The sequence below is a fragment of the Roseibium sp. genome, assembly GCF_051016195.1.
In the GTDB taxonomy this organism is placed as follows: domain Bacteria; phylum Pseudomonadota; class Alphaproteobacteria; order Rhizobiales; family Stappiaceae; genus Roseibium.
In genome coordinates, this window is record NZ_CP134616.1 from 6,178,302 (window position 1) to 6,204,753 (window position 26,452).

General features: G+C 57.3%; 21 protein-coding genes. 4 read left to right on the plus strand and 17 right to left on the minus strand.

All coding sequences use genetic code 11. The features are described from left to right. Positions 1-71: 71 nt before the first annotated feature. Positions 72-806 carry a glutathione S-transferase family protein gene (locus RDA78_RS28060; protein ID WP_434053033.1) on the minus strand — a complete coding sequence of 245 codons (735 nt, stop codon included), beginning with the start codon at positions 804-806 and terminating at the stop codon, positions 72-74. A gap of 76 nt (positions 807-882) precedes the next feature. Here RDA78_RS28060 and hemN point away from each other — a divergent pair, with 76 nt between their 5' ends. Beyond that, on the plus strand, positions 883-2,259 hold the full coding sequence (gene hemN, locus RDA78_RS28065) for an oxygen-independent coproporphyrinogen III oxidase (protein WP_434053034.1): 1,377 nt from the start codon (positions 883-885) through the stop codon (positions 2,257-2,259). Positions 2,260-2,276: 17 nt separating this feature from the next. Here the strand turns inward: hemN and RDA78_RS28070 are convergent, their stop codons facing one another. The 6 genes from RDA78_RS28070 to RDA78_RS28095 form a co-directional block, all read right to left on the minus strand. Then, the gene (locus RDA78_RS28070) at positions 2,277-2,873 is read right to left on the minus strand and encodes a hypothetical protein (RefSeq protein ID WP_434053035.1); all 597 of its coding nucleotides are present in this window, start codon (positions 2,871-2,873) and stop codon (positions 2,277-2,279) included. Between the two features lie 210 nt (positions 2,874-3,083). Continuing rightward, complete coding sequence (locus RDA78_RS28075) at positions 3,084-3,797, minus strand: helix-turn-helix domain-containing protein (protein WP_434053036.1); 714 nt, start codon at positions 3,795-3,797, stop codon at positions 3,084-3,086. 277 nt (positions 3,798-4,074) lie between these two features. After that, a complete protein-coding gene (locus RDA78_RS28080) occupies positions 4,075-4,416 on the minus strand; it encodes a response regulator (RefSeq protein ID WP_434053037.1) in 342 nt (113 codons plus the stop codon). Between the two features lie 144 nt (positions 4,417-4,560). After that, on the minus strand, positions 4,561-5,172 hold the full coding sequence (locus tag RDA78_RS28085; RefSeq protein ID WP_434053038.1) for a response regulator transcription factor: 612 nt from the start codon (positions 5,170-5,172) through the stop codon (positions 4,561-4,563). A 36-nt stretch (positions 5,173-5,208) separates the two neighbouring features. Beyond that, positions 5,209-6,372 (minus strand): two-component system sensor histidine kinase NtrB, encoded by a 1,164-nt coding sequence (locus RDA78_RS28090; protein WP_434053039.1) that lies wholly within the window; start codon positions 6,370-6,372, stop codon positions 5,209-5,211. Between the two features lie 74 nt (positions 6,373-6,446). Beyond that, positions 6,447-7,607 carry a pyridoxal phosphate-dependent aminotransferase gene (locus RDA78_RS28095; protein WP_434056226.1) on the minus strand — a complete coding sequence of 387 codons (1,161 nt, stop codon included), beginning with the start codon at positions 7,605-7,607 and terminating at the stop codon, positions 6,447-6,449. A 254-nt stretch (positions 7,608-7,861) separates the two neighbouring features. Here RDA78_RS28095 and RDA78_RS28100 point away from each other — a divergent pair, with 254 nt between their 5' ends. Continuing rightward, positions 7,862-11,383: a PAS domain-containing hybrid sensor histidine kinase/response regulator gene (locus RDA78_RS28100; protein WP_434053040.1), complete on the plus strand. Its 3,522-nt coding sequence runs from the start codon at positions 7,862-7,864 to the stop codon at positions 11,381-11,383. 10 nt (positions 11,384-11,393) lie between these two features. On the opposite strand, the gene RDA78_RS28105 is transcribed toward RDA78_RS28100, so the two are convergent. Further along, entirely contained in the window at positions 11,394-13,787 is a 2,394-nt protein-coding gene (locus tag RDA78_RS28105) for a putative bifunctional diguanylate cyclase/phosphodiesterase (protein WP_434053041.1), read from the minus strand. Positions 13,788-14,160: 373 nt separating this feature from the next. Beyond that, a complete protein-coding gene (locus RDA78_RS28110; RefSeq protein ID WP_434053042.1) occupies positions 14,161-14,841 on the minus strand; it encodes a response regulator transcription factor in 681 nt (226 codons plus the stop codon). 597 nt (positions 14,842-15,438) lie between these two features. Between RDA78_RS28110 and RDA78_RS28115 the strand changes: the two genes are divergently transcribed. Then, the gene (locus RDA78_RS28115; protein ID WP_434053043.1) at positions 15,439-16,179 is read left to right on the plus strand and encodes an acyl-CoA thioesterase; all 741 of its coding nucleotides are present in this window, start codon (positions 15,439-15,441) and stop codon (positions 16,177-16,179) included. Between the two features lie 63 nt (positions 16,180-16,242). Here RDA78_RS28115 and RDA78_RS28120 read toward each other — a convergent pair whose 3' ends face one another. From RDA78_RS28120 to RDA78_RS28150, 7 genes are all read right to left on the minus strand, one after another. Then, the gene (locus RDA78_RS28120; protein ID WP_434053044.1) at positions 16,243-16,764 is read right to left on the minus strand and encodes a hypothetical protein; all 522 of its coding nucleotides are present in this window, start codon (positions 16,762-16,764) and stop codon (positions 16,243-16,245) included. A gap of 126 nt (positions 16,765-16,890) precedes the next feature. Beyond that, positions 16,891-18,555: a cisplatin damage response ATP-dependent DNA ligase gene (locus tag RDA78_RS28125; protein WP_434053045.1), complete on the minus strand. Its 1,665-nt coding sequence runs from the start codon at positions 18,553-18,555 to the stop codon at positions 16,891-16,893. 295 nt (positions 18,556-18,850) lie between these two features. Further along, a complete protein-coding gene (locus RDA78_RS28130; RefSeq protein ID WP_434053046.1) occupies positions 18,851-19,141 on the minus strand; it encodes a SemiSWEET family sugar transporter in 291 nt (96 codons plus the stop codon). A 137-nt stretch (positions 19,142-19,278) separates the two neighbouring features. Next, positions 19,279-20,277 carry a DUF389 domain-containing protein gene (locus RDA78_RS28135; RefSeq protein ID WP_434053047.1) on the minus strand — a complete coding sequence of 333 codons (999 nt, stop codon included), beginning with the start codon at positions 20,275-20,277 and terminating at the stop codon, positions 19,279-19,281. 161 nt (positions 20,278-20,438) lie between these two features. Then, on the minus strand, positions 20,439-21,575 hold the full coding sequence (locus RDA78_RS28140; RefSeq protein ID WP_434053048.1) for a HupE/UreJ family protein: 1,137 nt from the start codon (positions 21,573-21,575) through the stop codon (positions 20,439-20,441). After that, complete coding sequence (locus tag RDA78_RS28145; protein WP_434053049.1) at positions 21,572-22,378, minus strand: peptidyl-prolyl cis-trans isomerase; 807 nt, start codon at positions 22,376-22,378, stop codon at positions 21,572-21,574. The genes RDA78_RS28140 and RDA78_RS28145 overlap by 4 nt, the downstream gene beginning before the upstream one ends. Before the next feature lie 48 nt (positions 22,379-22,426). Next, the gene (locus tag RDA78_RS28150) at positions 22,427-23,671 is read right to left on the minus strand and encodes an arginase family protein (RefSeq protein WP_434053050.1); all 1,245 of its coding nucleotides are present in this window, start codon (positions 23,669-23,671) and stop codon (positions 22,427-22,429) included. 126 nt (positions 23,672-23,797) lie between these two features. Here RDA78_RS28150 and RDA78_RS28155 point away from each other — a divergent pair, with 126 nt between their 5' ends. Further along, a complete protein-coding gene (locus tag RDA78_RS28155; RefSeq protein WP_434053051.1) occupies positions 23,798-24,724 on the plus strand; it encodes a helix-turn-helix domain-containing protein in 927 nt (308 codons plus the stop codon). A gap of 535 nt (positions 24,725-25,259) precedes the next feature. Here RDA78_RS28155 and RDA78_RS28160 read toward each other — a convergent pair. Then, entirely contained in the window at positions 25,260-26,450 is a 1,191-nt protein-coding gene (locus tag RDA78_RS28160) for an IS91 family transposase (RefSeq protein ID WP_434053052.1), read from the minus strand. Positions 26,451-26,452: the final 2 nt, after the last annotated feature.

The window sequence follows — 26,452 nt, forward strand, 5'->3', positions numbered from 1 at the left end:
AGTACGGTAGAGGCTAATATATTACTTGATTATGGTCGTCATGGTTGATTGCATGGATCAATATTAAATTCCTATTTCTCGCGTGCGACCGCAACCGGAGCCGGTGCCGTGAAAGGGGCACCCTCGATCAGCTCCAGCTCACACGCCTTTCGAACTGATGGCCGGGTTTCCAGTTCCGCAAGGAGTTTCAACAGCCGGGGGCACCGGTCCGCAGGCCAACGGCCGCAGGTGCCGTAAATCTGTGCCCAGCGCGCGCAGGCCGCCAGGTAGAAATCCAGGCAGCTGGGATCCGCGCCCAGCAGGAAGAGGCCCTTTCGCGCTTCAAGCTCCTGTTCCAGCAGGGAAAAACTGGCATCGATCCGGCTCCTAAGAGCGGCATTGAACGTGGGCATGCACGCCTTGTCGGGCATGTAGCGGTGCGGTTTGAAGGAGATACGCAAATCCGCATGCAGCGTGTTGGAGAGAAAGAACAGCCACTTGAGAAACCTGCCTCGACCGGGCGAATCCAGTTTGGGAGCGAGAGAACGATGCCGCTCTGAAAGCATCAGGAGGATGGCCCCGGTTTCAAAAGTCACCGCGTCCTGTCCCGGCACTTCCAAAACGGGAATCAGGCCCTGCGGGTTGAGCCTTCGGTATTGCTCCGACTTCTGCTCACCCGCCGCTCTGTCGACGGAAACGAATTCGTAGCTTTCGCCAAGCTCCTCCAGGACCATCCGGACAACGAAATTGGCATTGTCGGGGGCACCATGAAGTCTGTAGATGCCTCCTCCGGCAACACCAGCTGTCCCTGTAGCGCTCTCAATCACTTTGCTTCTCCAGAATCAGACTGCCGGCTTGAGCAATATCAAGGCCGATGCCGAGATTAGCCGGAATCATGGGCCCATGACCAATGACCCGCTTTCCTACGCGCTGCGCAACGTACCCCGTTACACCAGCTATCCGACAGCTCCGCATTTCCACAGCGGTGTGAATGAAGGCACCTACGCCGACTGGCTGTCAGCGGTAACACCGCACGACAGCCTGTCGCTTTATCTGCATGCGCCCTTTTGCCGGGAACTCTGCCACTATTGCGGCTGCCACACGAAGGCCACTCGCAAGGATGCGCCTTTGAAAGTCTATGCTGCGACATTGGGACAGGAGATCGGTCTTGTCGCCGAACACCTGAAGAACGCGGGTCCGGTTCGCCACATTCACTGGGGCGGCGGCACGCCGAGCCTGCTTTCGCGTGAAAGCCTTGTTGACCTGACGGGCCTGATGCGCGTCCTGTTTGACCTTTCACCCGATCTTGAACACGCGATCGAACTCGATCCGCGGCTCGTGACCGCGGAACTGGCCGAAACACTTGCGATGATCGGGATCAACCGCGCCAGCCTTGGTGTTCAGGATTTCGACCCAGCCGTGCAGAAGGCGATCGGCCGCGTTCAGCCCTATGAAACGGTCGCGCGGGCATCGGATTACCTGAAGTCCGCGGGGCTGGACGCCCTTAATTTCGATCTCATGTACGGACTGCCGGAACAGTCGCCGGAGACAATCCGCGACACGATCGAAAAAACGCTGGCGCTTGCGCCGGGCCGGATCGCGCTGTTTGGCTACGCTCATGTGCCGTGGATGCGCAAACACCAGCGACTGATCGACGAAACACGCCTGCCATCTGCAGCGGAGCGGCTCGAACTGGCCAATCTGGCGAGAGGCGCCTTGCTGAAGGCCGGTTATGTTGCAATCGGTATTGATCACTTTGCGCGTGCGGACGACAGCATGGCAATCGCTCTTTCGGACGGATCGCTGAAACGGAACTTCCAGGGTTACACAACCGATCAGGGAGAGCAGCTCATCGGGTTAGGCGTCTCCTCGATCGGCAAACTGACCGGCGGGTTCATACAGAACATGCCCGATGTCGGCAGCTGGCGCCGGAGCATACTCGCCGGCAAGCTGCCGGTCTCAAAAGGACTGGCGCTGACGGCGGACGATAGGTTGCGCGGACGGATCATCGAGGAGCTGATGACCAACTATGCGTGCGATCTCGGCCCGGTCTGCGCAAGCCACGGACTGTCGATCGGACACGTGCGCGACGCCTTCAACGGTTTGGAGGATCTTGTATCCGACGGACTGGTGACGCTGGATCTCGAAGGTGACGAGCAAGCGCGGGTCAGCGTGACCGATGCGGGACGGCCCTATGTAAGATTGGCAGCCGCGGCCTTCGATGCCTACCTTGCCGATAGCCAGGCGAGCGGAAAAGCCCGGCACTCCGCCGCCGTCTAGATGCGGTTCACCGTCTTTCAGCCGGCGCGTGCGCCCCGTACGGTCACTTCGACCAGAAGAAGGACGGAGGCGATCATCCGATAGGCGGCCTGCGCCGGAACAGGCTGGTTCAGTTCGAGCGCCCAGTCACGCGGTTTCATGAGGCCGGCCAGTTTCTGGAGCTTCGTTGCCGGTTCTTCCTCGCCGGGCCGCAAGGCGCGCCTGACGACGCCGACGCATTCATCCCGTGCGACAAGGGCATAGCTGTTTGGCCAGCTTCCCATGGCGGTTTCCAGCGCCTTCGTGGAACACTTGCGCGGATCTACAACCCGGAACAAATCATCGTGGGACGCATCCCGGGCCAGCCAGGCTTCGGAACCTTCGGCGGATATTTCTCCGTTTTCAAGCGGATCGTTGCCGGAAAGATGCCAGCGCCGGTTCAGGAGTTTTTTTTCCGGCGAAAGGGTGCGCCGGGACCCGTCGGTCAGATTGATAAGCTCGATCGGTTTCGCGATCGTCCGCTTTGTCAGATCGCAGCGGACAAATGCATTTTCGTCGGCAAGCACGGTGTATTGCTTGTCGGCGCCGCCAACGGGATTGGCGTCGTGAACAAAGCGAAGGGAGTGGATTTGCATCTCAATTGCGCCCGGAACTTGAAACCGGCGTTTTTATGCAGCTTTCCACCTTAAAAAAGAAACGGGTTTCCGCAGAAAGCGCCGTCCGGACAGCTTGAAACCGCAAACATCCCTAACGAGAACTTTCCCTGCTGTTTGCGACTTTGCCCAGAAAAGACAAAAAAAGGCCGCGCATGTGCGCGGCTCTTGAGTTTCGGGAGGTGGTAGGTATCAGTGCATGCCCGTCATGCGGCACAGGCCGCAGACCTTGTTGAGGTGGATCTTGTCCGCCTTGTCGACTCGAATGACGCCGCGCCGCTTCAGTTCCGAAACCACACGGCTGACGGTCTCGATTGTCAGACCGAGATAATCGGCAATTTCCTGCCGGGTCATGTGAAGCTGAAGGTCAAAACCGTCATCGTCCTCGTCGACTGGCCCGACGCAGCCAACACCCCCGCGGTCAGGGACCATATGCATCAGGAAACTGGCGACGCGCTCAACCGCCGACTTGCGGCCAAGCAACACGGCGTGCTCGTGCAGGGCACGCATCTGTTTGGTCAGACACTTTGTCAGGCTTTTCTGCAGTTCATCGGAACGCTCGACTTTCCTGAGATCGATTTCCTGAACGAGCGATTTGGTCAGTGTCTCGGCAGTGCAGTCGTGTTCGTCACCGTTGGCGAGCCCGAAAATATCTCCGGGGCGCAGAACCTCGACCACCTGTCTGCGTCCGTCCGGCAGGAGCTTGTAGAGCATCAGGGATCCGCGAACCAGTTCGTAAAGACGTCTCGCCGGATCGCCCTCATAGTAGACGACGGCATGCGTGTCGTACTCGCTTGCCTTGCCGCCCACGTCGGCAAAACCTGCCTGAGCGGGTTTCATAGTCGTCGCGACACCCGAGCGAGCTCCAGCACCGTGACCTGCAACACCTGCTTCGAAATATGCCATCTTTCCCTCCTACGCGCTTCCTTGCGCGGCCTAGGCCAACCCCGGCAGGTCCCGCTTCACCGAGGACCAGATCGTCCCCAAGACAGATGAAACAAGAAAATCCCCCTGCCGCCAAAACGCCCCGTCCGACGTTTTGCAACTTGCAGGCTTAACTCTAAAACGAGGAATCTATTGAAGGAATTCGGTCGACTGCGTAAGAGGAACTACATATGGCAAAAGGCCGCAGCCCGAACGTGCATTGTGTTTAGTGAAGGAAAATGCGTATGCGGGCAGGTTGTCAGGCCATCGCCGCGGTGAGCATGTCGATGGACAGGGGCTTGCGCAGAACCTTTAGCCCTTCGAACTCGCTGACCTGCCGGACGATCTTTGTCCGCGACTTTCCGGAAATCGCAATGATCCGCGGCGGCGCCGCCAGACTTTTCAGTTTCCTTACGATATCAGCACCGCTGATTCCGGGCAGTCCAAGGTCCACAATAACCCAGTGGCCGGAAGACAAGTCCGCTTCCGCCATAAAGGTTTCACCGTCAAAATAAGTCCGGGCGCAATGATTCAGGAGTTCGAGCGCGATCGTCAGCGCATCGGCAACAGCTTCATCATCCTCGATAATGTGAACAACCAAAGACGTGTTTCCGGTGGCTCCGGCGACATTGCCAAAACCAACAATAAACATACGCGACAATTAGTGCCGCGAATGTACGCAGAAATACGTTCATCGATAAAATCTTGCGTGAACGGACGGAACACTTTCCGAGCGAGCCCGCGATTAACCGGCCGTCGGATGACCCAAGACGATACGCACCAGGTCGGCCGCATTGCGCGCACTGAGCTTTTCCATGATCCGTGCGCGGTGAACCTCGACAGTTCTGGGGCTGATGCCAAGCGTTCTGCCGGCCTCCTTGTTCGATGCCCCTTCGGTGATTTCCTTCAGGACTTCCAGTTCCCGGCGCGTGAGGAGATCCGCTCCCTCGAAGGACTGGGATGTATCGATCTCCTGCCGCTGCTTCATGGCGGCGACAGCTTCCTTGACACGTTCGAGAACCGTCTCGGCCGAGAACGGTTTCTCGATGAAATCAAAGGCGCCGTTGCGAATGGCCTCGACGGCCATGGGTATGTCGCCCTGGCCGGAAATGATGAAAATGGGGGCCGGATAGTGTTCGGCGTTCAATGCCTTCAATATCTCGATGCCGGAACGTCCGGGCATGTGGACGTCAAGCATGACGCAAGCGGGAACGGACTTACTGGCAGACTGTACGAACGTATCCCCGTCCGAGAAAGTCTCGACCACGTAGCCTTCCATGTTGAACAGAACGGACAGCGCGTCACGCACCGCGGGGTCATCATCAACGATGTAAACGGCCTCTGCGCCAGCTTCCATTTGTTTCCGTCCTTGGTTCTTTGGTCTTTTCGCCAGTTAAAGATCTTTGTCCGTTGCTTCTTCGCGCGGGTGAACCGGCAAGGTCAACAGAAACGAAGCCCCACTTTCGTCTGATAAGGTCTCCAGCTTGAGGTCACCGCCGTGGTTTTGCGCAATCGAACGCGATATCGCCAATCCGAGACCGACTCCCTTGTGCTTCGCGCCGGTGAACGCTCGAAAAAGACCGTCCACAAGCTCGGCGGGCACGCCCGGTCCGTTGTCGGAGACCCTGAATTCGAGCAGGTCTCCGTTCAGGTTGACTGCCAGGTGCACACGCTTCTCGTCCTGATCGGTGACGGCTTCGCGCGCATTGCGGAGCAGATTTATCAGGATCTGCCGGATCTGCACCGGATCAGCCTGCAGAGGCGGCAGACCGGGTTGAATGCTGGCCGACAAATAGCTCTGCGGTTCGCCGTTGCCGAGTTCCGCCATTTCCAGACAGGATTGAACGACTTCCTCGACGTCGAGGGTTTGACGTTCCGGCGCTTTTTTCTCTACCAGCTGGCGCATGCGCTGAATGATTTCGCCCGCCCGTTCCGCCTCCCGCTCGGCCTTTTCAATCACTGCAAGAAACTGTGGATCCATTGAGCCGTCGTTCCGGGCCTTCCGGGAGACCGACTGAAGATAAAGCAGAACCGCTGTCAGGGGCTGATTGAGTTCATGCGCGATCGCGGCCCCCATCTCATCCAGCGCGCTGAGGCGGGTCATGTGCAGCAGTTGCGCCTGAGCCTTGGCCAACCGCTCCTCGATAACCTTCCGGGACCTCAGATCCCGGAGGATGCCGATGAACTGGCGCCCATAGGGCGTATCAGCCTCGCCAACGGACAACTCGATCGGAAACACGGTCCCGTCCTTGTGCTGGGCTTTCACTTCCCGGCCGATACCGATGATTTTCTTTTCGCCCGTCTCGATGTAATTGCGGACGTATTGATCATGCGCATCCGCATAATCCCGCGGCATGATCTTGTGGACATTACGCCCGAGGAGGTCGGCCGCCTCGTATCCGAAGAGACGTTCGCACGCCTTGTTGTAAGCGAGAACCAGACCCCTTTCATTGATCACGATGATACCGTCGACCGCCGTGTCGAAGACGCTCGACAGCCGTGCATCCGACACAGCAGCGGTTTCCGCATCACGATCAATTAGAAACTCGTCTGCCATCCCTCAACCCACATGGAAATCACGTCCATTCAAGGTTTAAGGGGTTTCACGTAGACCAGCAACCCGTTGCGTTTCTATAACGCTGGAAGCCAAGCGTTAATTCGCCGGACCGCTTCTTCCAGGTGCTCACGCTCGCGCGCGTAGCACAAGCGCAGGAATGTCTCGCCGCCGGGACCGAACGCGGTTCCAGGGGCCAGACCGACACCCGTCTGGCGCACGAGGTCAAGCGCGAAGGCGCGTGTGTCGTCAACACCGTCTACCGAGAAGAAAAGGTAAAACGCGCCCTCGGGAGGTGCGACCCTGATCCGGCCGCTCTCCCGCAGTCCGCTGACGACAACGCGTCTTCCATCGCGCGCGCGCTCGATCTGGGACGCGAGAAAATCCTCGCCCTCGCGCAGCGCTGCAAGAGCGCCGTGCTGCAGAAACTGAGGCACGCCGGACGTCGAGTACTGCACAAGGTTTTCAATCACTTGCCCGATTGCAGGTGGCGCGGACATCCAGCCGACCCGCCAGCCCGTCATGGCCCAGTTCTTGGAAAAGGAGTTCACGAAGATAATCTGGTCGTCATCTTCGGCAACGTCATAGAAGGACGGTGATCTGGCCGCACCCCCGAAAAAATAAAGCGCGTAGATTTCATCGGCAATAATCCACAGACCGTGCTTGCGGGCAAGGGCAAGACAGTCCTTCAAAAGCCCCTCCTCCGCGACCCAACCGGTCGGATTGCTCGGTGAATTCAGGAAAATCGCGGCTGTTTCCGGCGTGATCGCAGCTTCAACATCGTCCAGGTGCAGCGTCCAGCCTCTGTCCGCTTCGCGCATGGGTACGAAAACCGTCTTTGCGCCGTGAATTTCCACGGATGCGGAAATGTTGGGCCATGACGGCGACGGCACGATGATTTCCTGCCCGGCATCCGCAATCGCCTGGACGGCAAGCTGGATCGCCTGCATGCCGGACCCGGTGACAAAGAATCTTTCAGGTGAAAACGCCCGGCCATAGATGTCCCCGTGATACTCGGCCAGCGCTTCGCGAAGTTCCGGAATGCCGCGCTGATAAGTATAGAAGGTTTCCCCCCTGTCCAGGGATGCCTTGACGGCCCGGTTGATGAATTTGGGCGTGGGCAAGTCCCCTTCCCCCGCCCAGAGCGGGATCAGCGCCTCGTGGCCTGAGGCAGCATTGAAGATCTCAATGATCCCGCTTTCGGGCGTGTTCCGTGCGCCCGTGCTCAGGCGCTTCATCAAGTCGGACACCGTTTCTTCCTCTCAACTCAAATCCGGCGCACCATACCCTGATTGCTGAGCGTTGTTGCATGAAACGATGTGAACAAGACTTCACCAAAGTTGATTGGTTTCAACCCGTTGCAATCCGGTCCATAATCGAAGTCACACCTAGTTCGCAAGGCGAATGGACATGCGCCCGGCACTGTGGTCGGATTGCAAAAAAGCGGCAGATCGGGTGTCTGCAAACCGGTCGGGAGGACGGTAACAGCAACATGCTGCACGGTTGGATCGTGATACTGGTCGCAACGGCCTATATCCTGCTGCTCTTTGCCATTGCAAGTTTCGGCGACAGGATGACGCGCAATTCGCCATCCAGAGCGGGCGGTCGCCCGTTCATCTACGCGCTGTCCCTCTCGGTCTATTGCACCTCCTGGACCTTTTTCGGATCCGTCGGCAACGCGACACGCAACGGTGCGGAGTTCCTGACGATCTATATCGGGCCTCTGCTGGTCTTTGCGCTCGGTTACCCGTTGCTGCGCCGGATCATCCAGATCTCGAAAACCGAGAGCATCACCTCGATTGCCGACTTCATCGGCGCGCGCTACGGCAAGAGCCAATCCGTCGCGGCGCTCGCAACCCTGATTGCAGTCATCGGCGTCATTCCCTACATCGCGCTGCAGCTGAAGGCCGTTTCTTTCTCCGTCACGACCATGGTCGGGCCCCTCATCACCCCGGGTTTCAGTTTTGCGCCGTTCTTCAACGACATCACATTGCTGATCGCGCTCGGCATGGCCATCTTCAGCTGGGCATTCGGCACCCGGCATATCGACGCCACGGAACACCAGGAAGGCCTGATGCTGGCCATCGCTGCGGAAGCGATCGTCAAACTTCTGGCCTTCCTTGCCGTGGGCTTCTGGGTAACTTACTGGCTGTTCGACGGTCCTTTCGACCTTGTGCGCGCCATTTCCGAAGCACCGGAAGTCGCCGAGGTATTCGAACAGCCGATCAATGTCGGCAACTGGCTCATCCTGTCGATCCTGTCCGGTTTTGCCGTCCTGATGCTGCCGCGCCAGTTCCACGTGACGGTCACGGAAAACAACTCGGATTCGGAGCTCAAATGCGCGACGTGGATGTTCCCGGTCTACCTGGTCCTGATCAATCTCTTTGTCATCCCGATTGCCGCTGCGGGCATGCTGCGCTTCGGTCAGGACGTCAACCCAGACACCTACGTCCTGGCGCTGCCGATCGATGCCGGTCAGGAGTGGCTTGCGCTGTTTGCCTTTATCGGCGGTCTGTCCGCGGCCACCGCGATGGTGATCGTCGCCACCGTCGCGCTCGCCATCATGATCTCCAACGACATCGTGGTTCCCCTTCTGTTACGCCGGCAGGGCGAAGCAGACCTGATGAAATCCGGCGGACGGGACATGAGCCGCCAGTTGCTGACGATCAGACGCCTGGCGATCTTCGGGATCCTTCTCCTGGCCTATGCCTATTACAAAGCGGCCGGGGACACGGCTGCCCTTGTTTCCATCGGCCTGCTGTCCTTTGCCGCGATCGCACAATTCGCGCCCGCGTTCATCGGTGCCCTGTTCTGGAGACGCGCAACATCGGTCGGCGCACTCGCCGGTCTCAGCAGCGGCTTTCTGATTTGGGGGTACACGCTGCTGCTGCCCACCTTCGCCCAATCCGGGCTGCTGTCCACCGACTTCCTGGAAACGGGGCCCTTCGGGTTGAGTTTTCTCAACCCGCAATCGCTCTTCGGCCTGCAAATGGACCCGTTCATCCACGGAACGCTCTGGAGCCTTTGTGTCAACATCCTGCTGTTCGTCGGCGTGTCATTTGTCAGGAAACCGCTTCCGGCGGAAACCCTTCAGGCCAATGTTTTCGTGCCAGCGGAACTGACCCCGTCGCCGAGCCTGCGCTACTGGCGCACGTCGGTAACGGCTGCAGACCTGCAATCGACAGTCGCGCGCTATCTCGGCGAAGAGCGCACCGAGCGGTCGTTCCACCGCTTTGCGAGCGAGCGTGGCATTCCGCTCGATCCGAACACGCTTGCCGATGCCAACCTGCTTCGTTTTTCCGAACAGCTTCTGGCAAGCGCCATCGGCGCGGCCTCGTCGCGCCTTGTGCTGACCTTGATGCTCAAGCGGCACGATCCCTCGACCAAGGGTGCGGTGAAGCTTCTTGACGATGCCTCCATCGCCATTCAGTACAACAGGGACCTGTTGCAGACAGCCCTCAACCAGGTCCGGCAAGGTATCGGCGTGTTCGATCGCGACCTTCGCCTGATCTGCTGGAACCGCCAGTTCCGCGATCTGCTGGGTCTGCCGGCAGAATACGGGCAGGTCGGAACCACGCTTGATGCGATCCTGCGGTACAACACGCAAAGAGGCGAGTACGGACCGGGGCCGGTTGAAAGCATCGTCGCAGACCGCATCGAAAAACTCGTCGTCGTTCAGGAAACGTTTCAGGAGCGTCTTGAATCGAGCGGGGCGGTCTTCGAGGTCCGGATCAGTCCCATGCCGGACGGCGGCATCGTGACCACCTACACCGACATTACCGAACGCGTGATGGCCGAAGAAGCTCTCGCCCGTGCCAATGAAACCCTTGAACGGCGCGTCAGGGAAAGAACAGAAGAGCTTACCCACGTAAACGAGCGCCTGCAGGAAGCGACCCATGCCGCTGAAGAAGCGAATATCGGGAAAACGCGTTTCCTCGCGGCAGCCGGGCACGATATTCTGCAGCCGCTCAATGCGGCGCGTCTCTACGCGTCCGTGCTGGTCGAGAAGCTCAAGGCCGGAGAGGACGGAGAACTTGTGCGCAACGTGGAATCCGCACTGGAGTCCGTTGAGGACATCCTGGGCGCCGTTCTGGATATTTCGCGATTGGACACCGGTGCGCTGAAACCGGAACCAACCGTTTTCCGGCTGGACGAGATCCTGCGCGGGCTTGCGCTTGATTTCCTTCCAGTGGCCAAGGAAAAGGATCTCGAACTGCGCATCGTACCCACGACGATGTCCGTGCGCACGGATCGCAGGCTGCTGCGCCGGCTGCTTCAGAACCTTGTTTCAAATGCGCTCAAATACACGCAGCATGGCCGCGTGCTTGTCGGCTGCCGCCGGAGGGGAAACCGCGTGATCGTGGAAATCCATGACACGGGCATGGGGATCCCGGAAAGCAAACAGAAGGCGATCTTTCAGGAATTCCACAGGCTCGACGACGGCATGCGTGTCGCCAAGGGGCTCGGACTGGGGCTCTCCATCGTCGAGCGGATCAGTCATGTTCTCGATCACCCGGTGGCGCTCAGGTCGGCGCTGGAAAAGGGATCCTGCTTTTCGGTTGAACTGCCACGCGCCGCGGCCGTTCCCGATACGCTTCCCGCAAAACAGGCCCCGGCCGCGATCGGCAATCTCGACGGCCTGTGCGTGGTTGCGATCGACAACGAGCCCGACATCCTGAGCGGGATGCATCACCTGCTTGCGAGCTGGGATTGCCTCGTCGTCACAGCAGGCAACGAGCATGAAGCGGCCGCGCAGCTGAACAAGGCCGGTCTGACACCCGACGTCATCCTGGCCGACTATCATCTGGACAACGGCACCGGAATTGAAGCCATCGTAAAATTGCGCTGGAAGTTCGGCCGCCACATCCCGGCAATCCTGATTACCGCCGACCGCAGCCGGCCGGTGCGGTCCGAGGCAGGGGAAAAGGACATCGCTTTCTTCAACAAGCCCGTCAAACCGGCCGCGCTGCGGGCACAGTTAGCCCGCTGCCACGCGGGTCAGGCGGCCGAGTAGCGACCGGGTTTCAGTTTAAGGATATCACCGCAGAGGTCTTCTGCACGTCCTCCGGGCCGTCCGGGACCTGTTCATCTGCCTGCTCGTCCCACTCCTCGGACGCGGCCTGCATGATGTGCATCGGGTTCGAACTTGGTTTGCCGAAGAAGTATCCCTGCAAGGTATCACAACCCAGCGTCCTCAGCGCGTCCACCTGGAAGCGGCGTTCAACACCTTCGGCCGTGACTTCGAGGCCCAGATTATGGGCCAGGGCAATGACGGCCGAAATAATGGCAAGCCCGTCGCTGCGCTCGCCGATTTCGTCGACAAAGGTCTTGTCGATCTTGATCTTGTCGAACTTGTACTTGCGCAGATAGGACAGGGACGAGTAACCGGTCCCGAAATCATCGAGCGAAATCTGGATGCCCAGATTGCGCAATTTCTTCAGTTTTTCGGGCGCTGCTCCCGAATCGCGCAGGAACACGGATTCAGTGATTTCCAGAACCAGTCTTTCGGGCGGGAACCCCGTTTCGTCCAGCACGGTCGTTATCTGGCTAACGAGATTGGGATCCATGAACTGAACCGCCGAAAGATTGACGGCGACGCTTTCAAGATCCGGGCATTGTGCCGCCGCTGCGCAGGCCTTTCTCAGAACCCAGTTGCCCAGCGGCAGAATGAGCCCGGCATGCTCGGCAATCGGCAGGAACGTATCAGGCGTGACTTCTCCCCGGGTCGGATGAAACCACCGCACCAGCACTTCGCTCGAAACAACCTTGCCCGAACGCGCATCGACGATTGGCTGAAACTCGACACTGAGCTTGCCGAACTCGAACGCCTCGCGCAAATCGGCTTCCAACTCGCGTCTTTCCCGGACTTCGCGCTCCATGGCGGCCTCGAATGCCAGAGCGCGTCCGCGCCCGCTTTCCTTGGCCTTGTAAAGCGCAATGTCCGCGTTTCGCATCAGGTCGTCGACCGTGTCGCCGGCCCCTCTCAGCCGTGTAAAGCCGACAGTGGCACCGATCGCAAAGTCGCGGTTTCCAATTCTGAACGGCTTCCGGGCAACGTTGACGAGTTCTTCTGCGAAGGCGCTCGCCGCCTGATCGCTGACAAACCGTCCGAGCGCGGCAAACTCGTCGCCGCCAAAGCGTGCCAGTGACGTCCGGCCTTCGCTGATTGCCGTGAACCTGTCGGCAACCTGTTTGAGCAATTCATCGCCTGCAGGGTGGCCACTGGTGTCGTTGACGACCTTGAAGTTGTCGAGATCGATCAGGAACAATGTCAGGGAGTTTTGTCCACACTTGACCTGCTCGGCAAGCAGGTCTTCGGCCTGTTGCAAGAACCAGCTGCGGTTTCCGATGCCGGTCAGGGAATCATGCTCGGCAAGATGTGTCACAAGCCTGCTCGCTCGTCTGGCCTCGGTGATATCGGAGGCAACTCCGCGATAGCCGGTGAACGAGCCGTGATCATCGTAAACGGGGCGCGCGGCGAGCGACCACCAGCGCTCTTCACCGTTTGCCGTCAGCCCGACAACGGTTTCGCGGAACGACTTCTGAAGATTCATGGCCTCTTCCAGATCGGCAACCTGCGATCTGGCATCCTCGCTGTCCAGCGAATAGGCAAGATCGACCATGCGCATGGAATGAAGCTCCGGCCGGGTCCGGCCGCTGGCATGGAGGAACCGGTCCGAAACATTCCGGAAATTTCCCGTGCTGCTGGTTTCCCAGATCCAGTCACTGGATGTTTCCTCGAATTCATTGAGCAGCAATGCGATCAGGTCGCCGTTCTTCTCAAGTTCCGCTTCGGCCAGGAAATGGGACGCGAACAGCCATCCTGCGGCGGTCGTGCTTCCGATAACGACGAAGGCATAACTCGTCAGCAGGAAAAGAAGCGGCCACATCATGACGCTCTGATCGATCACCAGAGCCACAACGGTGGCAACGTACAAGATAAGGACCCAGCGAAATGCTGCCTGCGGTACAGTCGCGAGCGCGAAACCACCGCCGCATATCATTCCGGTCGTCACACACGATGCGATCCAGATGGCATTGATGTTCCCGCTGATGAACGCAGCGACGGGAATGACCGCCCACAGGAGGCTCAGGAGCGTCGCGTGACGGACGGCCGCATTGAGTGCCCGGTGCGATGCCAGTTCGATCGGGGAGCGAGACGACAGAAACCATTTGATTGTCGTCAGAGCCATCAGGCTCATCGCCGCGACGATCCATGCGATCACATAAACAAACGGCAGAGCTTGCGCCAGGACCGGGATGACCACGACCACGTTGACGATATTCGCAAACACCGTGAGCGGCGTCAGCCGCGCAATGCTGGCGATTTGCGCGGCGCGCACGCGACAGGCAAGATACTGGTCCACGACAGGATGACCGAACGCAAGCAACAGCGCACGCGCCGGGCTGGCATCCATGTGTCCATCCGGCCGCATCGCTGCGTGTTTCACCCGGGAGCCGGGTGAAACAAGCGCCAGCAATATCGTTTGAAGGACCAATTTCCAATTGGCGCCGGGCCGCATTTCTTCTCCGCATCACTTTCTTGTCGCTGTGTTTGGCACAGCTCCCTGTGACGCAGATGTATCCTTAATTCCCTGAAGTTCCGGTAAAGAGCCTTGTGAAATTTTCGGAGTTTCGCGAGTCTTTCGAAGAATTTAGCGCTAACTCCCGTTTACCTTAACGAACTATCCAATCCTGACCAGGGCCGCCCGATCGTCAAATTGCAGGAGCAATGAAGGAAAAGCGCCGCCGGATGTGAGACGGCAAAGCAACGATCGTTTGTTGAGCGCTTCAAGCCCCGGCGGCTTCCTGCTCCTCGCCACCGAGTTGCCACTGGCCCGCCTCGATCTTGGAAGCAGCAATGACCGCCTGTGTCCGGCTCTCAACACCCAGTTTCTGCAGAATGGCAGAGACATGCGCTTTCACCGTTGCTTCGGAAACCGACAGTTCATAAGCGATCTGCTTGTTCAGGAGCCCTTCCGACAACATCATCAAAACGCGTACCTGTTGCGGGGTCAGCGTTGAAAGCCGCTGAACCAGATCGTCGCTGCCGTCTTCCGCCTTCAGGTCGACATCGGGTGGTGTCCAGACGTTCCCCGACATAACGTCCGATATCGCCTGCCGGATCACCTCTATTCCGTGCGACTTGGGAATGAAACCGGACGCGCCGAATTCGATTGCCCGCCGGATTGCCTGCGGTTCCTCATTTGCAGACACGACGACAACCGGGACGCCGGAGAACTGGGCACGCAAATACATGAGGCCGGAGAAACCGCGCATGCCCGGCATGGTCAGGTCGAGAAGAATGAGATCTGCGTCGCCATCCTGCTCCAGACGCGCAGTTACGTCTTCGAGCGCGCCTGCCTCTTCGATCGAGGCGTCCGGGTATTGTTTTTCGAGAGTCTGGCGCAGAGCACCCCGAAACAGTGGGTGGTCATCTGCGATGATAAAGCGATACGAGGTTGCCGACACGTTGTTTTTCCTCCCTCAACGGTCTTTTCGTAGCTGTACCAATCCTTTGCTTGCCGAGCGCTCAGGCCGTTGCCGAGCGCTTCTAGGCCTTTATTAGGCTTCTGATCTGATAGAGCTACCGCGTTGAAGTATGTTTGCAACACCGGTCAGGTGCAAGTCAAACAATCCATTTGGCCAGTGCGCTCGACATCAATCGGGCTTGTGGTCGCTTGAAAGAGTAATTTTTCAGGATTTACCACACAAGAAAAAGTATATCCTTTGAAAAATTACATCTAAACCATCACAACCAGAGGTTTAAATCACGCTCTACGCAGCATCCTGGCAAATCCTAAGAATATAAACCATCGAAATAAAAATATTTTTTCCACAGTCTACATTTCTATTGATAATTTCCGGAAAGGAGGCAACAAAGGAACTTACGGTGAACCCCGAATATCTAGTTTTTAAACACTTGCACGAAGTTTTAGAATGACAATTCAATCAACCCTTTTTTCATTTGTTAATCGCTGGGAATGCGATGAAAACGATCATCTGAACGTCCAGTTTTATTTCAGCCGATTTGAAGAAGCGGACCGTCAATTTCGATTGATTTGCGGATTGAGCGAAACAATCGTAGGTGCGCGGCGCGTCCGGCATGTGCGCTACCACAAGGAACTGCGAACAGGCGATCTTGTCACAATTCATTCCAGTGTTGCCTTTGACGGCCCGCACATGCTGACCGTGGTGCATGAGATGCGTGATGGTGCCACCGGGGTACTTGCTGCCACTGCTCTGGACGGATACGAGCCCAACCCGAACTCGGCAAAGACGCTGCGGCAAAGATTCAAGGACTTCCAGACGCCGATGATTGCCGAGGCCGCGCCGCGCGGGATCAAGTCGGGACCGTCAGGAATGCGTGGAACCCTGCAGTCGCTTCTGGGCCAGGGTGCGGACATCTGCTTCCGGGGAACCGTCATGCCGCGCGACGTCGGTCCGGACGGCAAGGCGGACGATCAGTACGCGCTCGCCTGCTGCACCGATGGGGTCGCCCATGTCTGGCAACGGAGCCCCATGAACCAGGCCTATCTTGCAGAAAACGGGTATGGCCGCGTGGCCGTCGAAATGAAGCTGACCTGGTCAACGCCACTGAAGACCGGCGATGCCGTTGTTGTGGCAACCGGCTTTACAAGCGTGGGCGCACGGACATTTTCCATGCGGCACCACCTGTTCGAAAGCCGGACCTCGCGTTTGGCCGCAACGCTGGATGTGGTTGCTCTCCCGATGGACTTGTCTGCACGCAAATCCGTTGAGCTGCCCGATAGCGCGCATGCCGCAATTTCCAAGATGCTGATCGACTGACGCACCTATCTTCTGGAAACATGCACGAACACCTGATCCGCGCAGGTCGCTGCGGACAAGGCTCTAGTTGCCTTCGCCTTCGAAGTCTTTCTGCAACTCCCGCACCATGCCGAAAAACCGGCGCATGGCGCTTTCGGTAAATGTCAGGACGCGCTCCAGTTCTTCTTCGTCCTCGGTCCAGGGCGAGTCGCCGTCACTGTCCGGTTTCGGTCGCCTTTGCGAGAGATCCGGAGCCTTTGAAGACCCGCCGTCCGCGTCCAGGTCTTCAAGACGCGCAGTCAGGCGGTCCACTTCCGCGGCCAATTCGTTGATTTCCGCAAGATAGGCCTCTTCGGCCAGGGGCACGGGGTTGCAACGCCAGGACTCATTCTGTTTCAGACAGATCGAAATCGTTCCGGTTTGCCTGTCGACCCTCAGAATGTCGCCATCCGCCTCCACCAGCGAAAACCGGCTCGCGTCCCCTTCCGTAACGGCCTCCTTGGCGTCGTCAGTGAGCCCCGATTGCGCCGACGCCGGGCCGATCTGAACCAGGAAAACCGCGGCAGCGGCAGACAGGAACAGATGTTTGAAAATTGGCTTCGTCATGGGATCTCTCCGATACCGGCAGCGGTCCGCAGGACCAGACGCCTCAATGCTTCCGTGATCAAGAGGTGCCACAGATCCATGGCCAAAGCACGGCCAAATCGACGACGGCCTTTTTGCCGGGAGACCTCACCGCACCGGCTCTTCGGAGTTCGGGAGGAGCGCTTCCAGCGTCTCGATACGATCGGCTTCGTCCGGCGGCTTGTCCCATCTCAACCTCGATATCCTGGGAAAGCGCATGGCGACCCCCGATTTGTGCCGTTTCGATCGGTTCAGCCCCTCGAAGGCGACTTCCAGGACAAGTCCTTCCGTTTTGCCATGCTTCACTTCCCTTACCGGGCCGAAGCGGTTGAGCGTGTTGTTGCGCACGAACCGGTCGATTTCGCGAAGTTCGTCATCGGTGAAACCGAAATAGGCCTTTCCGACAGGCACAAGTTCATCTCCGTCCTCTCCCCCTCGCCACACACCAAACGTATAGTCGGAGTAGAACGAAGACCGCTTGCCGTGCCCCCGTTGGGCATACATCAACACGGCATCGATGAGATGCGGTTCCCGTTTCCACTTGAACCAAAGGCCTTTCGGTCTGCCGCTGACATAAAGCGCACCCCGGCGCTTCAGCATCAGCCCTTCGACGGCATCGGCGTTTCCGGTGTCCAGAATGGAATGAGGGTCCGAACGGGCCACCGCGATCTGATCCCAGTCATTGACCTCCAGCATTGGCGACAGCTCGATGGCCGGCAAGGACAGGGCTTCAATAAAGGACGCAAGTTTTTCACGGCGCGTTTCAAAGGGAAGACCGCGCAGGTCCTCGCCTTCAAGCTCAAGCAGATCGTAAGCCCTGATCGCGGCCGGATAGTCGCGCATCAGTTTCGGCCCGGCCGTTTTCCGGTTCAGCCGCTTTTGAAGATCGGAAAACGGACGCACGATCCCATCGCTCACCACAAGGAGCTCACCGTCGATGCATGCATTGAAATTCAGCAATGCGATGACGTCAGGAAAAGCTTTCGAAATGTCTTCGCCTGTCCGGCTATAGAGGCGCCGGACCACTTCGCCCGAGCCGGTTTGTCCCGCTGCCGCCTGCACCCTTATGCCGTCCCATTTCCACTCCACGGCAAATTCCGAAGCATTCAGTTGAGGTATTTCGCGTTCCGCGTCCAGCGGATGCGCCAGCATGACGGGCCTGAAAGGTGCCGGATCCAGGTTTTCCGGCTTGCCGCTTCTGCCTTCCGCCCAGGCAAACAGTGTTTCGTACGGGGGCTTGAGCCCATGCCAGACTTCCTCGACCTGGGCGACCTCCAGCTCGCCGAGGCGGGCAATGGCGGTCTTTGCAAGCCGTGCCGACACGCCAACGCGCAGTCCGCCTGTGACGAGTTTGAGGAGCGCCCATCTTCCGGTTTCATCCAAACGGTCCAGCCAACCCGTCAGCAAACGTGGAACGTCGGTCTTGCCGGCCGTTTCAAGCGTCTCGACAACATCGCGCAGCGACAGCATATCCGGCTTTTCGGCACCGTCAGGCTCACCTGCGCCCGGCCACATCAGGGCGATGGTTTCCGACATGTCTCCGACAAAGTCATAGGACAGCGCGAACAGCTGCGGATCGGCGCGCTCGCTGATCAGCGCACGCAAGAGCGCCGGTTTTGCATTCTTGAAGTTGAGTCCGCCGGTCAAAGCCGCCAGGGCATAGCCGCGATCGGGATCTGCCGTCTCCCGGAAGTACCTGACCAGCAGCGCCTCTTTGGCAAGCCGGCGCGGCTCGAGGGAAAGCCTGTCCAGCAATTGGGAAAAAGCATGCATACGCTAGACATACCGGGAAAGACCTCAAGGGCAAGTCCTTCCCGAACCGGATATGGGTCTGGCATGTTTTGGGCGCGCACTCATAAACGAGCGCGCACAAATGACTGCCTTTGGCGGAACCTCCGAAGACAACAATCAAACGCGCAGGCCAGCATTGCGGACGGAAAGCACTTATTTGCGTTCCTTATGAATGGCAGTTTTGGGGCCAATTACTGACTGTCCGGTTACCTCCAAAAAGTCATGGAAGCAGACGTTCAAGTAGAAAGAGTTCGGGGTTGGTTTCGGCCCCGAGCGGTCATTCGCCAGCCACATTTTGAAAGGCTAGTTTAGGCCGAAGACTATCAAATCTGTACTTTAGTATCATCATGATGACCACTGTCACGAAGAAGATAGCGTTCATGATCACAACGGGTAAAAGTCCCAGAGCGATTGCATAGAATTCATATGCTACAACGCTAATGAGTGTTGTCGCCAGCATCATCCATGATATGTCGTCGGTCGACTTTGTGACCAGCGCCTTTAGGATTTGCGGGAAAAAACTGATCATCGCAAAAAGGCCACCGATATAAGCGAGCAGGTCGATCATTGGCAGACTTTCTTTGATAGGACTTGGGGTCACTTCTTTAAATTGCTGTTTAGCAGAACTGCAACACAAGTTGAGATCGTGCACAAAAAGTACCAGTATCCAAAAAACCGTCCGGTATAAATTGTAAGAATTGGCAATTAGTTTGGACTATCTATTGCCTCGAAGGTGAGAATGTCCACGGCACCGACATCAACTTTAATGCGAACCGGCTCCTTTACATCGCGCGCGATTTGAGAGGCGAATTGGTCCAAATCCTCCTGTGCAGATTCGAGACCGTCTCGGCCTGCTGTAATCGCAAGGGCAATAAAAATCGTACCCTCACGATAATCAACACCCATCGTGTGAATTAACAAGCCCTTGCGCTTTATGGCAGTGAACCGATCCCTATCCAGATTTTTGTCTATCAGCCTGATGACACGGTTCTTGACGTAAATCTTGTAAAACGCGTCCTGGAGCGGTGGCAGCAAAACATAACTTCCAAGGACAAGGGCGGACAGGACGGCCAACCCCTTTTTCCATTGTCCATAACCTTGAACAACGAACACAATTGTCGAAACAAAAATGATACCGACGAAATTCGTCAGGAAGAGCAGAAACCCTCCCGCAGCTATATCAAAGCCTCCATTTTGCAGTCCAAATCCGTCAAAGCCGACGCCGACGTCAAAACCCAGATCTGCCCCTAACGCCAATCCGATACCTGTTACCGCAAGGGGTGGAACAAGCGCAACGGCAATGGCGACACCAGCAATAGAGTCGGCAATCTTGGGTCGCGTCTGTGCGTACGCACCCGCACAGCCCGCAGCGAGCGCCACGACAAGATCAAGAAGCGACGGGCTTGTGCGTGAGAGAATTTCTGAGCCCACAACATAAGCGCCGATCAGTATCGTACCAAGAAATCCGATGCCGATGACGCTGAAAACGCCGACCACAACGGTCAGGGATGCAATTAAGATCACCCGGAAATCGAAATCGGCAACACCAAAGGCCACGCTCATTATGGGTGACATCAGAGGCGCGATAATCATCGCGCCAATAACAGTTGCAATGCTGTTTGAGATGAGGCCCAACGTTGCCAGGATGGCGCTCAAAGACAACATTATGAAAAACGCCACAGTCGGTTTTGCGGCGTGTTTCATCCGGCGCATCAGGTCAGTCGGCTTCGTTGGACCATAGTCTTCAGGGTCCGATTTCGTTTCGGCCCAAAAGTCGGAAAAAAACCTCCGCAAAGCTCTACTCCATCCTTAGTCAATCGCCTGCCCAAGACTGCGCGGAAGTTACCGGAGTGTCCGAGTGACTGCTAAAGGCCGACAATCGCCGCAGAGCGCTCAAGTGTCCAGTACATGGCCAAAGTGCCAACGAGGTAAGTCGGAACCAGCTCGGCTCTGCGTGGAATCCGCACCCCAAGTACGTCGACCATCTTGATCGCGGTCAAAATGGCGAATACGAATGTGAGCTGCCCCAGTTCGACGCCGATGTTGAAGAACAACAAAGCGATCGGAATTTCTCCCGGAGCCAAACCGATCTCTGACAGAGCACCAGCAAAACCGAGACCGTGCAGCAACCCGAACGCAAATGCGATGATCCAAGGAAACCGGTAGGTAAGACTGACGCGCCCTTGTTCTGCATGAACTATCTCGACACATAAAAAGACGATCGAAAGTGCGATAGCTGTCTCGACCGGCCCCGCGGGCAGTTTCACATAGCCGAAAGTGGCAAGACCAAGTGTAATGGAGTGTGCCACGGTGAAAGCTGAGATAGTTTTGACGAGCATCCAGCCGTTTCTTACCAGGATCATGAGCGCCAAAACGAAAAGTAGGTGGTCAAAGCCCTCCAAGATGTGTTCAAAGCCAAGAAATAGATAGCGCTCGGACGCCGCCCACCAAGAGCCAGAGCCCGCCCTGAGCTCATTCATCGGCAGATCGATGAACCCGGATTCATTCTTAAAGAGACCGCGCACTTCACTGCCATCTGCCCAGACGACATTGATCATGACCCCATCTCGGCGCCACGGAAGACGAAGGGTGTCTTCCGCCGTCAAGGTGCGCTCGCCAGTAAATTCAAAGAGTTTCCATGGTCCAGCCTGGGTACCGCGTGGATTGGCTGTAAACCAAAACCCTTCAGGCAACTCTGGTGCCGGGAACGTCGCCTCCGGAAGAGCTCCAGTAAGAACCCTCAAAGTATACTTTTTGCCCGACAGTTCATGAAGTTCCGTTTTTGAAACTCCGATGTCGTGCGCAAGAGCAATTCCACAAAAAAAGTACATCGCTGTGAAAGCAAGAATTCCAGCCGCGGATTTTGGGCATCTCACCAACAGGAATTGATGGCGCAGCGCTAACGCACACATCGCTTTCAAATACTTAAACTTGAACCGGGGTTTCCAGATCTTTTCTTCGAGTCGCTTGCACTCTTTTGCGGAAGGAATTCCTCTGATCATTCCCGTTCCACCACAACGTCATAGTCGTTTCGGACAGTTTCCAATTCAACTTCAATGAGTTTGCGCGCTTCTTCTGACTGCCAATCCATGAGGAGATAGGGCTCCACCTCTTCAAATTTCGCAAGTTGCGGTGGGGTCAGCCCGGTTCGGCGCACAAAATGAATACCATTTGAAGACGAAAACGGCCCCATCCATGCGTCAGACTTAGCGTTGACAACGGTCAAGCCGGCTTCCTTGCCAAAGATTTCTGCGAGTTCGCTGCGAGTAGCCTGTACCGATGACCGGCCAAAGGTTGGCGTATAGCGCTCGGAAACAGACCGGAAATCCGCACCTTGGTCCAATTGCTCCAGCAGGCTATCCGGGACAGATGCTTCGTCACGAAAAAAGACATGATCGACTTGAAACTGCTCTTCCGATGTATAGCGTTCTCGGGATCTCTGGTAGAAGTCTTTGAGCTGTTGGTCAGTCGGCGTGTCCAGTTCGGCGACCAGGAGACCTCTCATTTTCAGGATCATATTGCGGCGCATACGACTGTCACCCTCATTGAGGCCACGCTTATAGGCCTCGCGATAGAGAATTTCGTCTTCAACATGCGCAGTAATCAGGTCTTCCACCTCCTGTGGGGGGATATCCCTCAGCTCAATATTTTCCTGCCGCGCCACGAGGTAGTCGATGGTGCTCTGGTCGACGATGATTTGTTCTTTGCGCGCCGACGCGAAAAAAGCGTCGGCGGCAAAAACGAGCCCCCCCAAGATTAGGAAATGAAACAAGGGCTCGCGCCAGAAAGACGCTTTAGTTTTCAACTTAAACAGTCCACATCTCAGCCAAGGGAAAGCCGGCAGTTTGGTGCTCTAGTTGTCACCGCCGTTGTGCAGGATACGCTCGGGATCAAAATACAGCGGATCTTCGATGCCTTCACGCCGCCCCTGCATACCAGCCATCAGCGAACGTGCAAGTCGATCCATTAATATACCCGTGGATTGGTGGGCGTCGTCCAGAAACGGGTTGTACTCGTTGAACTCGGCTGCAACGATTTCATTCTGTATCCCTACCGCACGCATCAACTGAATGGCTTGTTCAGCAGTCAAACCGCCGGGCTCCGACGTGCCAACACCCGGCGCATAGGCCGGATCAACACCGTCCATGTCGAACGAGACATAAAGCTTCATGCCCTTCAGTTCGCCAAGCAACCGGGCCAGCACCGCGTCCCATCCATCCTTTTCGATCTCTGTCTGGAAGTGGAACCGCAGCTTGTTTTCGCGCATCCATTTCAGGTCTTTGTAATCCGGCGTGGATCCGCGAAGGCCGATGTGGTGAAGCTTTGCACCATCCAGCAAGCCGCTATCAACCGCCAGTTTGAAAAACGATCCGTTATGAACAAAGTTACCGGCTTCTTTGCTGTAGGCGTCGTAATGCGCGTCGATATGCAGGACCGCAACCTCGCCTGGGCCGTGTTTCTGTCCGAGGGCTGTCATGAAAGCGTAGCTTTGGATGTGGGTTCCACCAATCCCGATAGGAACCGCCCCGGCATTGATTATCTCGGAGAGCACTTTATGCACTTCATCGAGATTGGTCTGGTTGTCAACCATCCAGTTTGCAGCAATCGTTCCGTAGTCGGCCACCACGAGCTTGGAAATATCGACACCAAGTGCCTGATCTGTGCCTTGGAACGGGTAAAACAGATAATCGGTAAGCGACCGCATCTTCATCGCAGCAAACCGACCACCCGGCAGCATCTGGTCGCCAATCGAGAGGCCGACCAATGCAACATCCACCTCTCCCGCTACCAAATCTTCGGGAGACATGGCAATGGGCGCACCCATGAAAGTCGGGATCGAATTCCACAACGGGCCGGTCACGTAGCGGTTAGGATAGAACAAGCCCGGCTGGCGCTCGGGGTCATCCGACGTGTCACGCCGAGCAAACAGATCGTCCTTACTGTCTTTGTAAATCAAGACATTCGGGTTGTTCGGATCTTTCCAGGGCGCCCACTCGAATGGGATGCCGTTGACGCTGTTCTCTTGTGCGTGGATGTTACCGGGAACTGCTACAAGAGCGGCGACGGTCAGAGCTATCAGAGAAACGGAAAATTTCAATTCGGCCTCCATTAGGAAAAGCACCACTGTCAAGGTTCAAACTAAATCATGCGTCGGCCTTTTCTTTTATGCAGTTTGTGCAAAATTAGGGGTAAGAAACGCGTGCATTTATTCTGAGCGATATCAATGATGCTGACCCATGCAACAGTCCACGGATTGGAACAAATAACTGATATGGTTGTCAGTTCGCAAAGCCATGAGGTTGATGTTCTTCAGCTTTCCGCCGGTCAAGCAAAGTGCAATGCCACCCTGCTTGAGTTCGCTGACATAAGGATTTTAAGAACCAAATTCAGTTCGCGGCACCGATGGATCGACACAGGAAACGACCGCTCTGTTCATCTTGTTGTTCCGTCAAAAAATACACGCTCCGGGGCCACCGTAAATGGGCAGTCTTACACCGCCTCAAATGTATTCTGCCGCGCTGGCCCTGGCACTGTGGCCTCGGTCTCGGAACCAGACTTTGAATCTTTCGAAATCGTACTAAGTGAAAGACTGGTCGACGATGCGGGGCTCCCCAGCGATTTCGTTGCATTTCTGAATCCCGCAAGAGCGGCACATGACCAGTTGAGCGCTTTGTTGCAAAAGGCGTTTATGGCGTCCGGAAAAGAGGAAATGCAAAATTCTGTGACGCCAGAACAGGTTCTCCATGCAGTTAGTGGAGTACTAGAAGCGGCAGTTTTTTCCGCTTTTGCATCAGATGCGACAACTCTAAACCGCGAGCTGATAATCTCACGCGCAGAAGCGATCATGAATGACTGGGACCCGGAGGCCAGACTGGAAATCGAAAATCTCTGTCGTGAACTTGGTGCGTCACGCAGAAGTCTCTATCAAGCATTTCGGGAAAGTCTGGGCATTGGCCCGGTGGCGTTTCATCGCCTGAAGAGGCTCCACGCTTTGCGAGCTAGCCTGAAAGCTGCCGAGCGCGAAGAGATGCTGGTTGCGGAAATAGCCCATATGCACGGTTTCTATGAGCTTGGACGAATGGCGGGCTATTACAAAGAAATCTTCGGTGAATTGCCGAACGAGACATTGAACCGACGACAAAGCTTTTGAAACACACTGTCATATGTCGGGTGTCACCTTTGATTGACCATGCTGCCACGTGCCGCAGTACGAGGGATCCACTCGCACCGCTATGGGCCGGGATTGGATAACTACCAAATCTGTAAACCGGACCTTGGCACAAAGTGCAGCGAATGACTGCTTCCCGCCCATCCTGTGAATTTGCTGCGCCTCAAATGAACGTCTGCTTTCGGGCGTAGGCGTCAATGCGGTCAACGTCCTCTTCGGCTAAGGTTTTCGGGTGCCGTTAGGCGTACGAAAACCTCTCATGCAGGAACCCGCGGTCCGCGCATTGCAGGCTATGGGGTTTTGTTTTTTTCGGCAGGTCTGGGGCAGTTACGATCAGCAACAATTGGTGGGCAGATCGGGGTGCGCAATGGCCTTTCCGGCGTTAGAGCAGCGCTTGTCGCATTGGCCTGTTGCGGGTTTGCGCGGCTGAGAGCCGTCCTGTTTTCGCAGAGCGCAAGCCGTCTCATCGGCTGATGCCGTTGCAGGGCGGCCGGTTGATCGAACAGGCCATGCCGGGTCATGGCGCAGTCTCCCGGGTTGACGCGGCACAGTGCGGGGGTGCGCGGGGCTGTTGCCAGCGGGCGAAGGTCTCGATGATGATCATGCGTCCACCACAGCAAGGGCATGGTGGCCGAGTATCGGACACCTCTGGCGCGTCGTCTTCGGGTACTGTAGCGACGCTCAGCAATGCGCGTGCACGATCGAGACTGGCCTTGCGAGAGGTGCCGGCAAGGAGGCCGTAATGGCGAATACGGTGGAAGCCGCGCGGCAGGACATGGAGCAGGAAGCGTCGGATGAACTCGTCGGTGGCGAGGGTCATGACCTGCTGCCGGTCGGTGCCGCCACGGCGGTAATCCTTGTAGCGGAAGGTGACCTTGTTCTCGTCGAAGCCGATGAGGCGGCGGTTCGAGATGGCGACCCTGTGGGTGTAGCGCGCCAGATAGGCGAGTACCGCTTCCGGTCCGGCGAAGGGCGGCTTGGCGTAGACGATCCAGCGTTTGCTGCGCACAGGCTTCAGGTGACGCAGAAAGACGCCGCGGTCCGCCAAATGGGCCATAGATCCGAAGAAGGCGAGCCGGCCGGCATCGTGGAGCGCGATCAGCCGGGTCAGGAACAGGCGACGGAACAACTTGCCCAGGGCGCGCACCGGCAGGAGGAATGCGGGGCGTGACGATATCCAGCGCGTTCCGTCGAGGGAGATGCCGCCGCCCGGCACAATCATGTGCACATGGGGATGGTGGGTCATCGCCGATCCCCAAGTGTGGAGCACCGCTGTGATGCCGATGCGGGCGCTGAGGTGCTTCGGGTCGGCGGCGATTGTCAGCATCGTCTCTGAGGCAGCCCGGAACAACAGGTCGTAGACCAACGCCTTGTTCTGGAAGGCGATGGAGGCGATCTCGGCGGGCAACGTGAAGACGACGTGGAAGTAGCCGACCGGCAAGAGGTCGGCCTCCCGCTCGGCGAGCCAAGCGCGCGCGGTGGCACCCTGGCACTTGGGGCAGTGCCGGTTGCGGCAGCTGTTATAGGCGATGCGCCAATGCCCGCAGTCCTCGCAGGCCTCGACATGTCCGCCCAAGGCAGCTGTGCGGCACTGTTCGACCGCCGACATCACCTTGAGCTGGGCAAGGCTCAGGTGTCCTTCATGGGTTGCCCGGTAGGCGGGACCGGCAGCGCGGAAGATGTCAGCGACCTCGATTGAGGTGCGCACTT

Bases quoted from the DNA above. Each gene is read 5' to 3' on its own strand.
- RDA78_RS28125 (WP_434053045.1), bottom strand. From the start codon at position 18,555: ATGCATGCTTTTTCCCAATTGCTGGACAGGCTTTCCCTCGAGCCGCGC.
- RDA78_RS28085 (WP_434053038.1), bottom strand. From the start codon at position 5,172: ATGGAAGCTGGCGCAGAGGCCGTTTACATCGTTGATGATGACCCCGCG.
- RDA78_RS28075 (WP_434053036.1), bottom strand. From the start codon at position 3,797: ATGGCATATTTCGAAGCAGGTGTTGCAGGTCACGGTGCTGGAGCTCGC.
- RDA78_RS28155 (WP_434053051.1), top strand. From the start codon at position 23,798: ATGATGCTGACCCATGCAACAGTCCACGGATTGGAACAAATAACTGAT.
- RDA78_RS28135 (WP_434053047.1), bottom strand. From the start codon at position 20,277: ATGAAACACGCCGCAAAACCGACTGTGGCGTTTTTCATAATGTTGTCT.
- RDA78_RS28140 (WP_434053048.1), bottom strand. From the start codon at position 21,575: ATGATCAGAGGAATTCCTTCCGCAAAAGAGTGCAAGCGACTCGAAGAA.
- RDA78_RS28105 (WP_434053041.1), bottom strand. From the start codon at position 13,787: ATGGATGCCAGCCCGGCGCGTGCGCTGTTGCTTGCGTTCGGTCATCCT.
- RDA78_RS28130 (WP_434053046.1), bottom strand. From the start codon at position 19,141: ATGATCGACCTGCTCGCTTATATCGGTGGCCTTTTTGCGATGATCAGT.
- hemN (WP_434053034.1), top strand. From the start codon at position 883: ATGACCAATGACCCGCTTTCCTACGCGCTGCGCAACGTACCCCGTTAC.
- RDA78_RS28120 (WP_434053044.1), bottom strand. From the start codon at position 16,764: ATGACGAAGCCAATTTTCAAACATCTGTTCCTGTCTGCCGCTGCCGCG.
- RDA78_RS28100 (WP_434053040.1), top strand. From the start codon at position 7,862: ATGCTGCACGGTTGGATCGTGATACTGGTCGCAACGGCCTATATCCTG.
- RDA78_RS28070 (WP_434053035.1), bottom strand. From the start codon at position 2,873: ATGCAAATCCACTCCCTTCGCTTTGTTCACGACGCCAATCCCGTTGGC.
- RDA78_RS28095 (WP_434056226.1), bottom strand. From the start codon at position 7,607: ATGAAGCGCCTGAGCACGGGCGCACGGAACACGCCCGAAAGCGGGATC.
- RDA78_RS28090 (WP_434053039.1), bottom strand. From the start codon at position 6,372: ATGGCAGACGAGTTTCTAATTGATCGTGATGCGGAAACCGCTGCTGTG.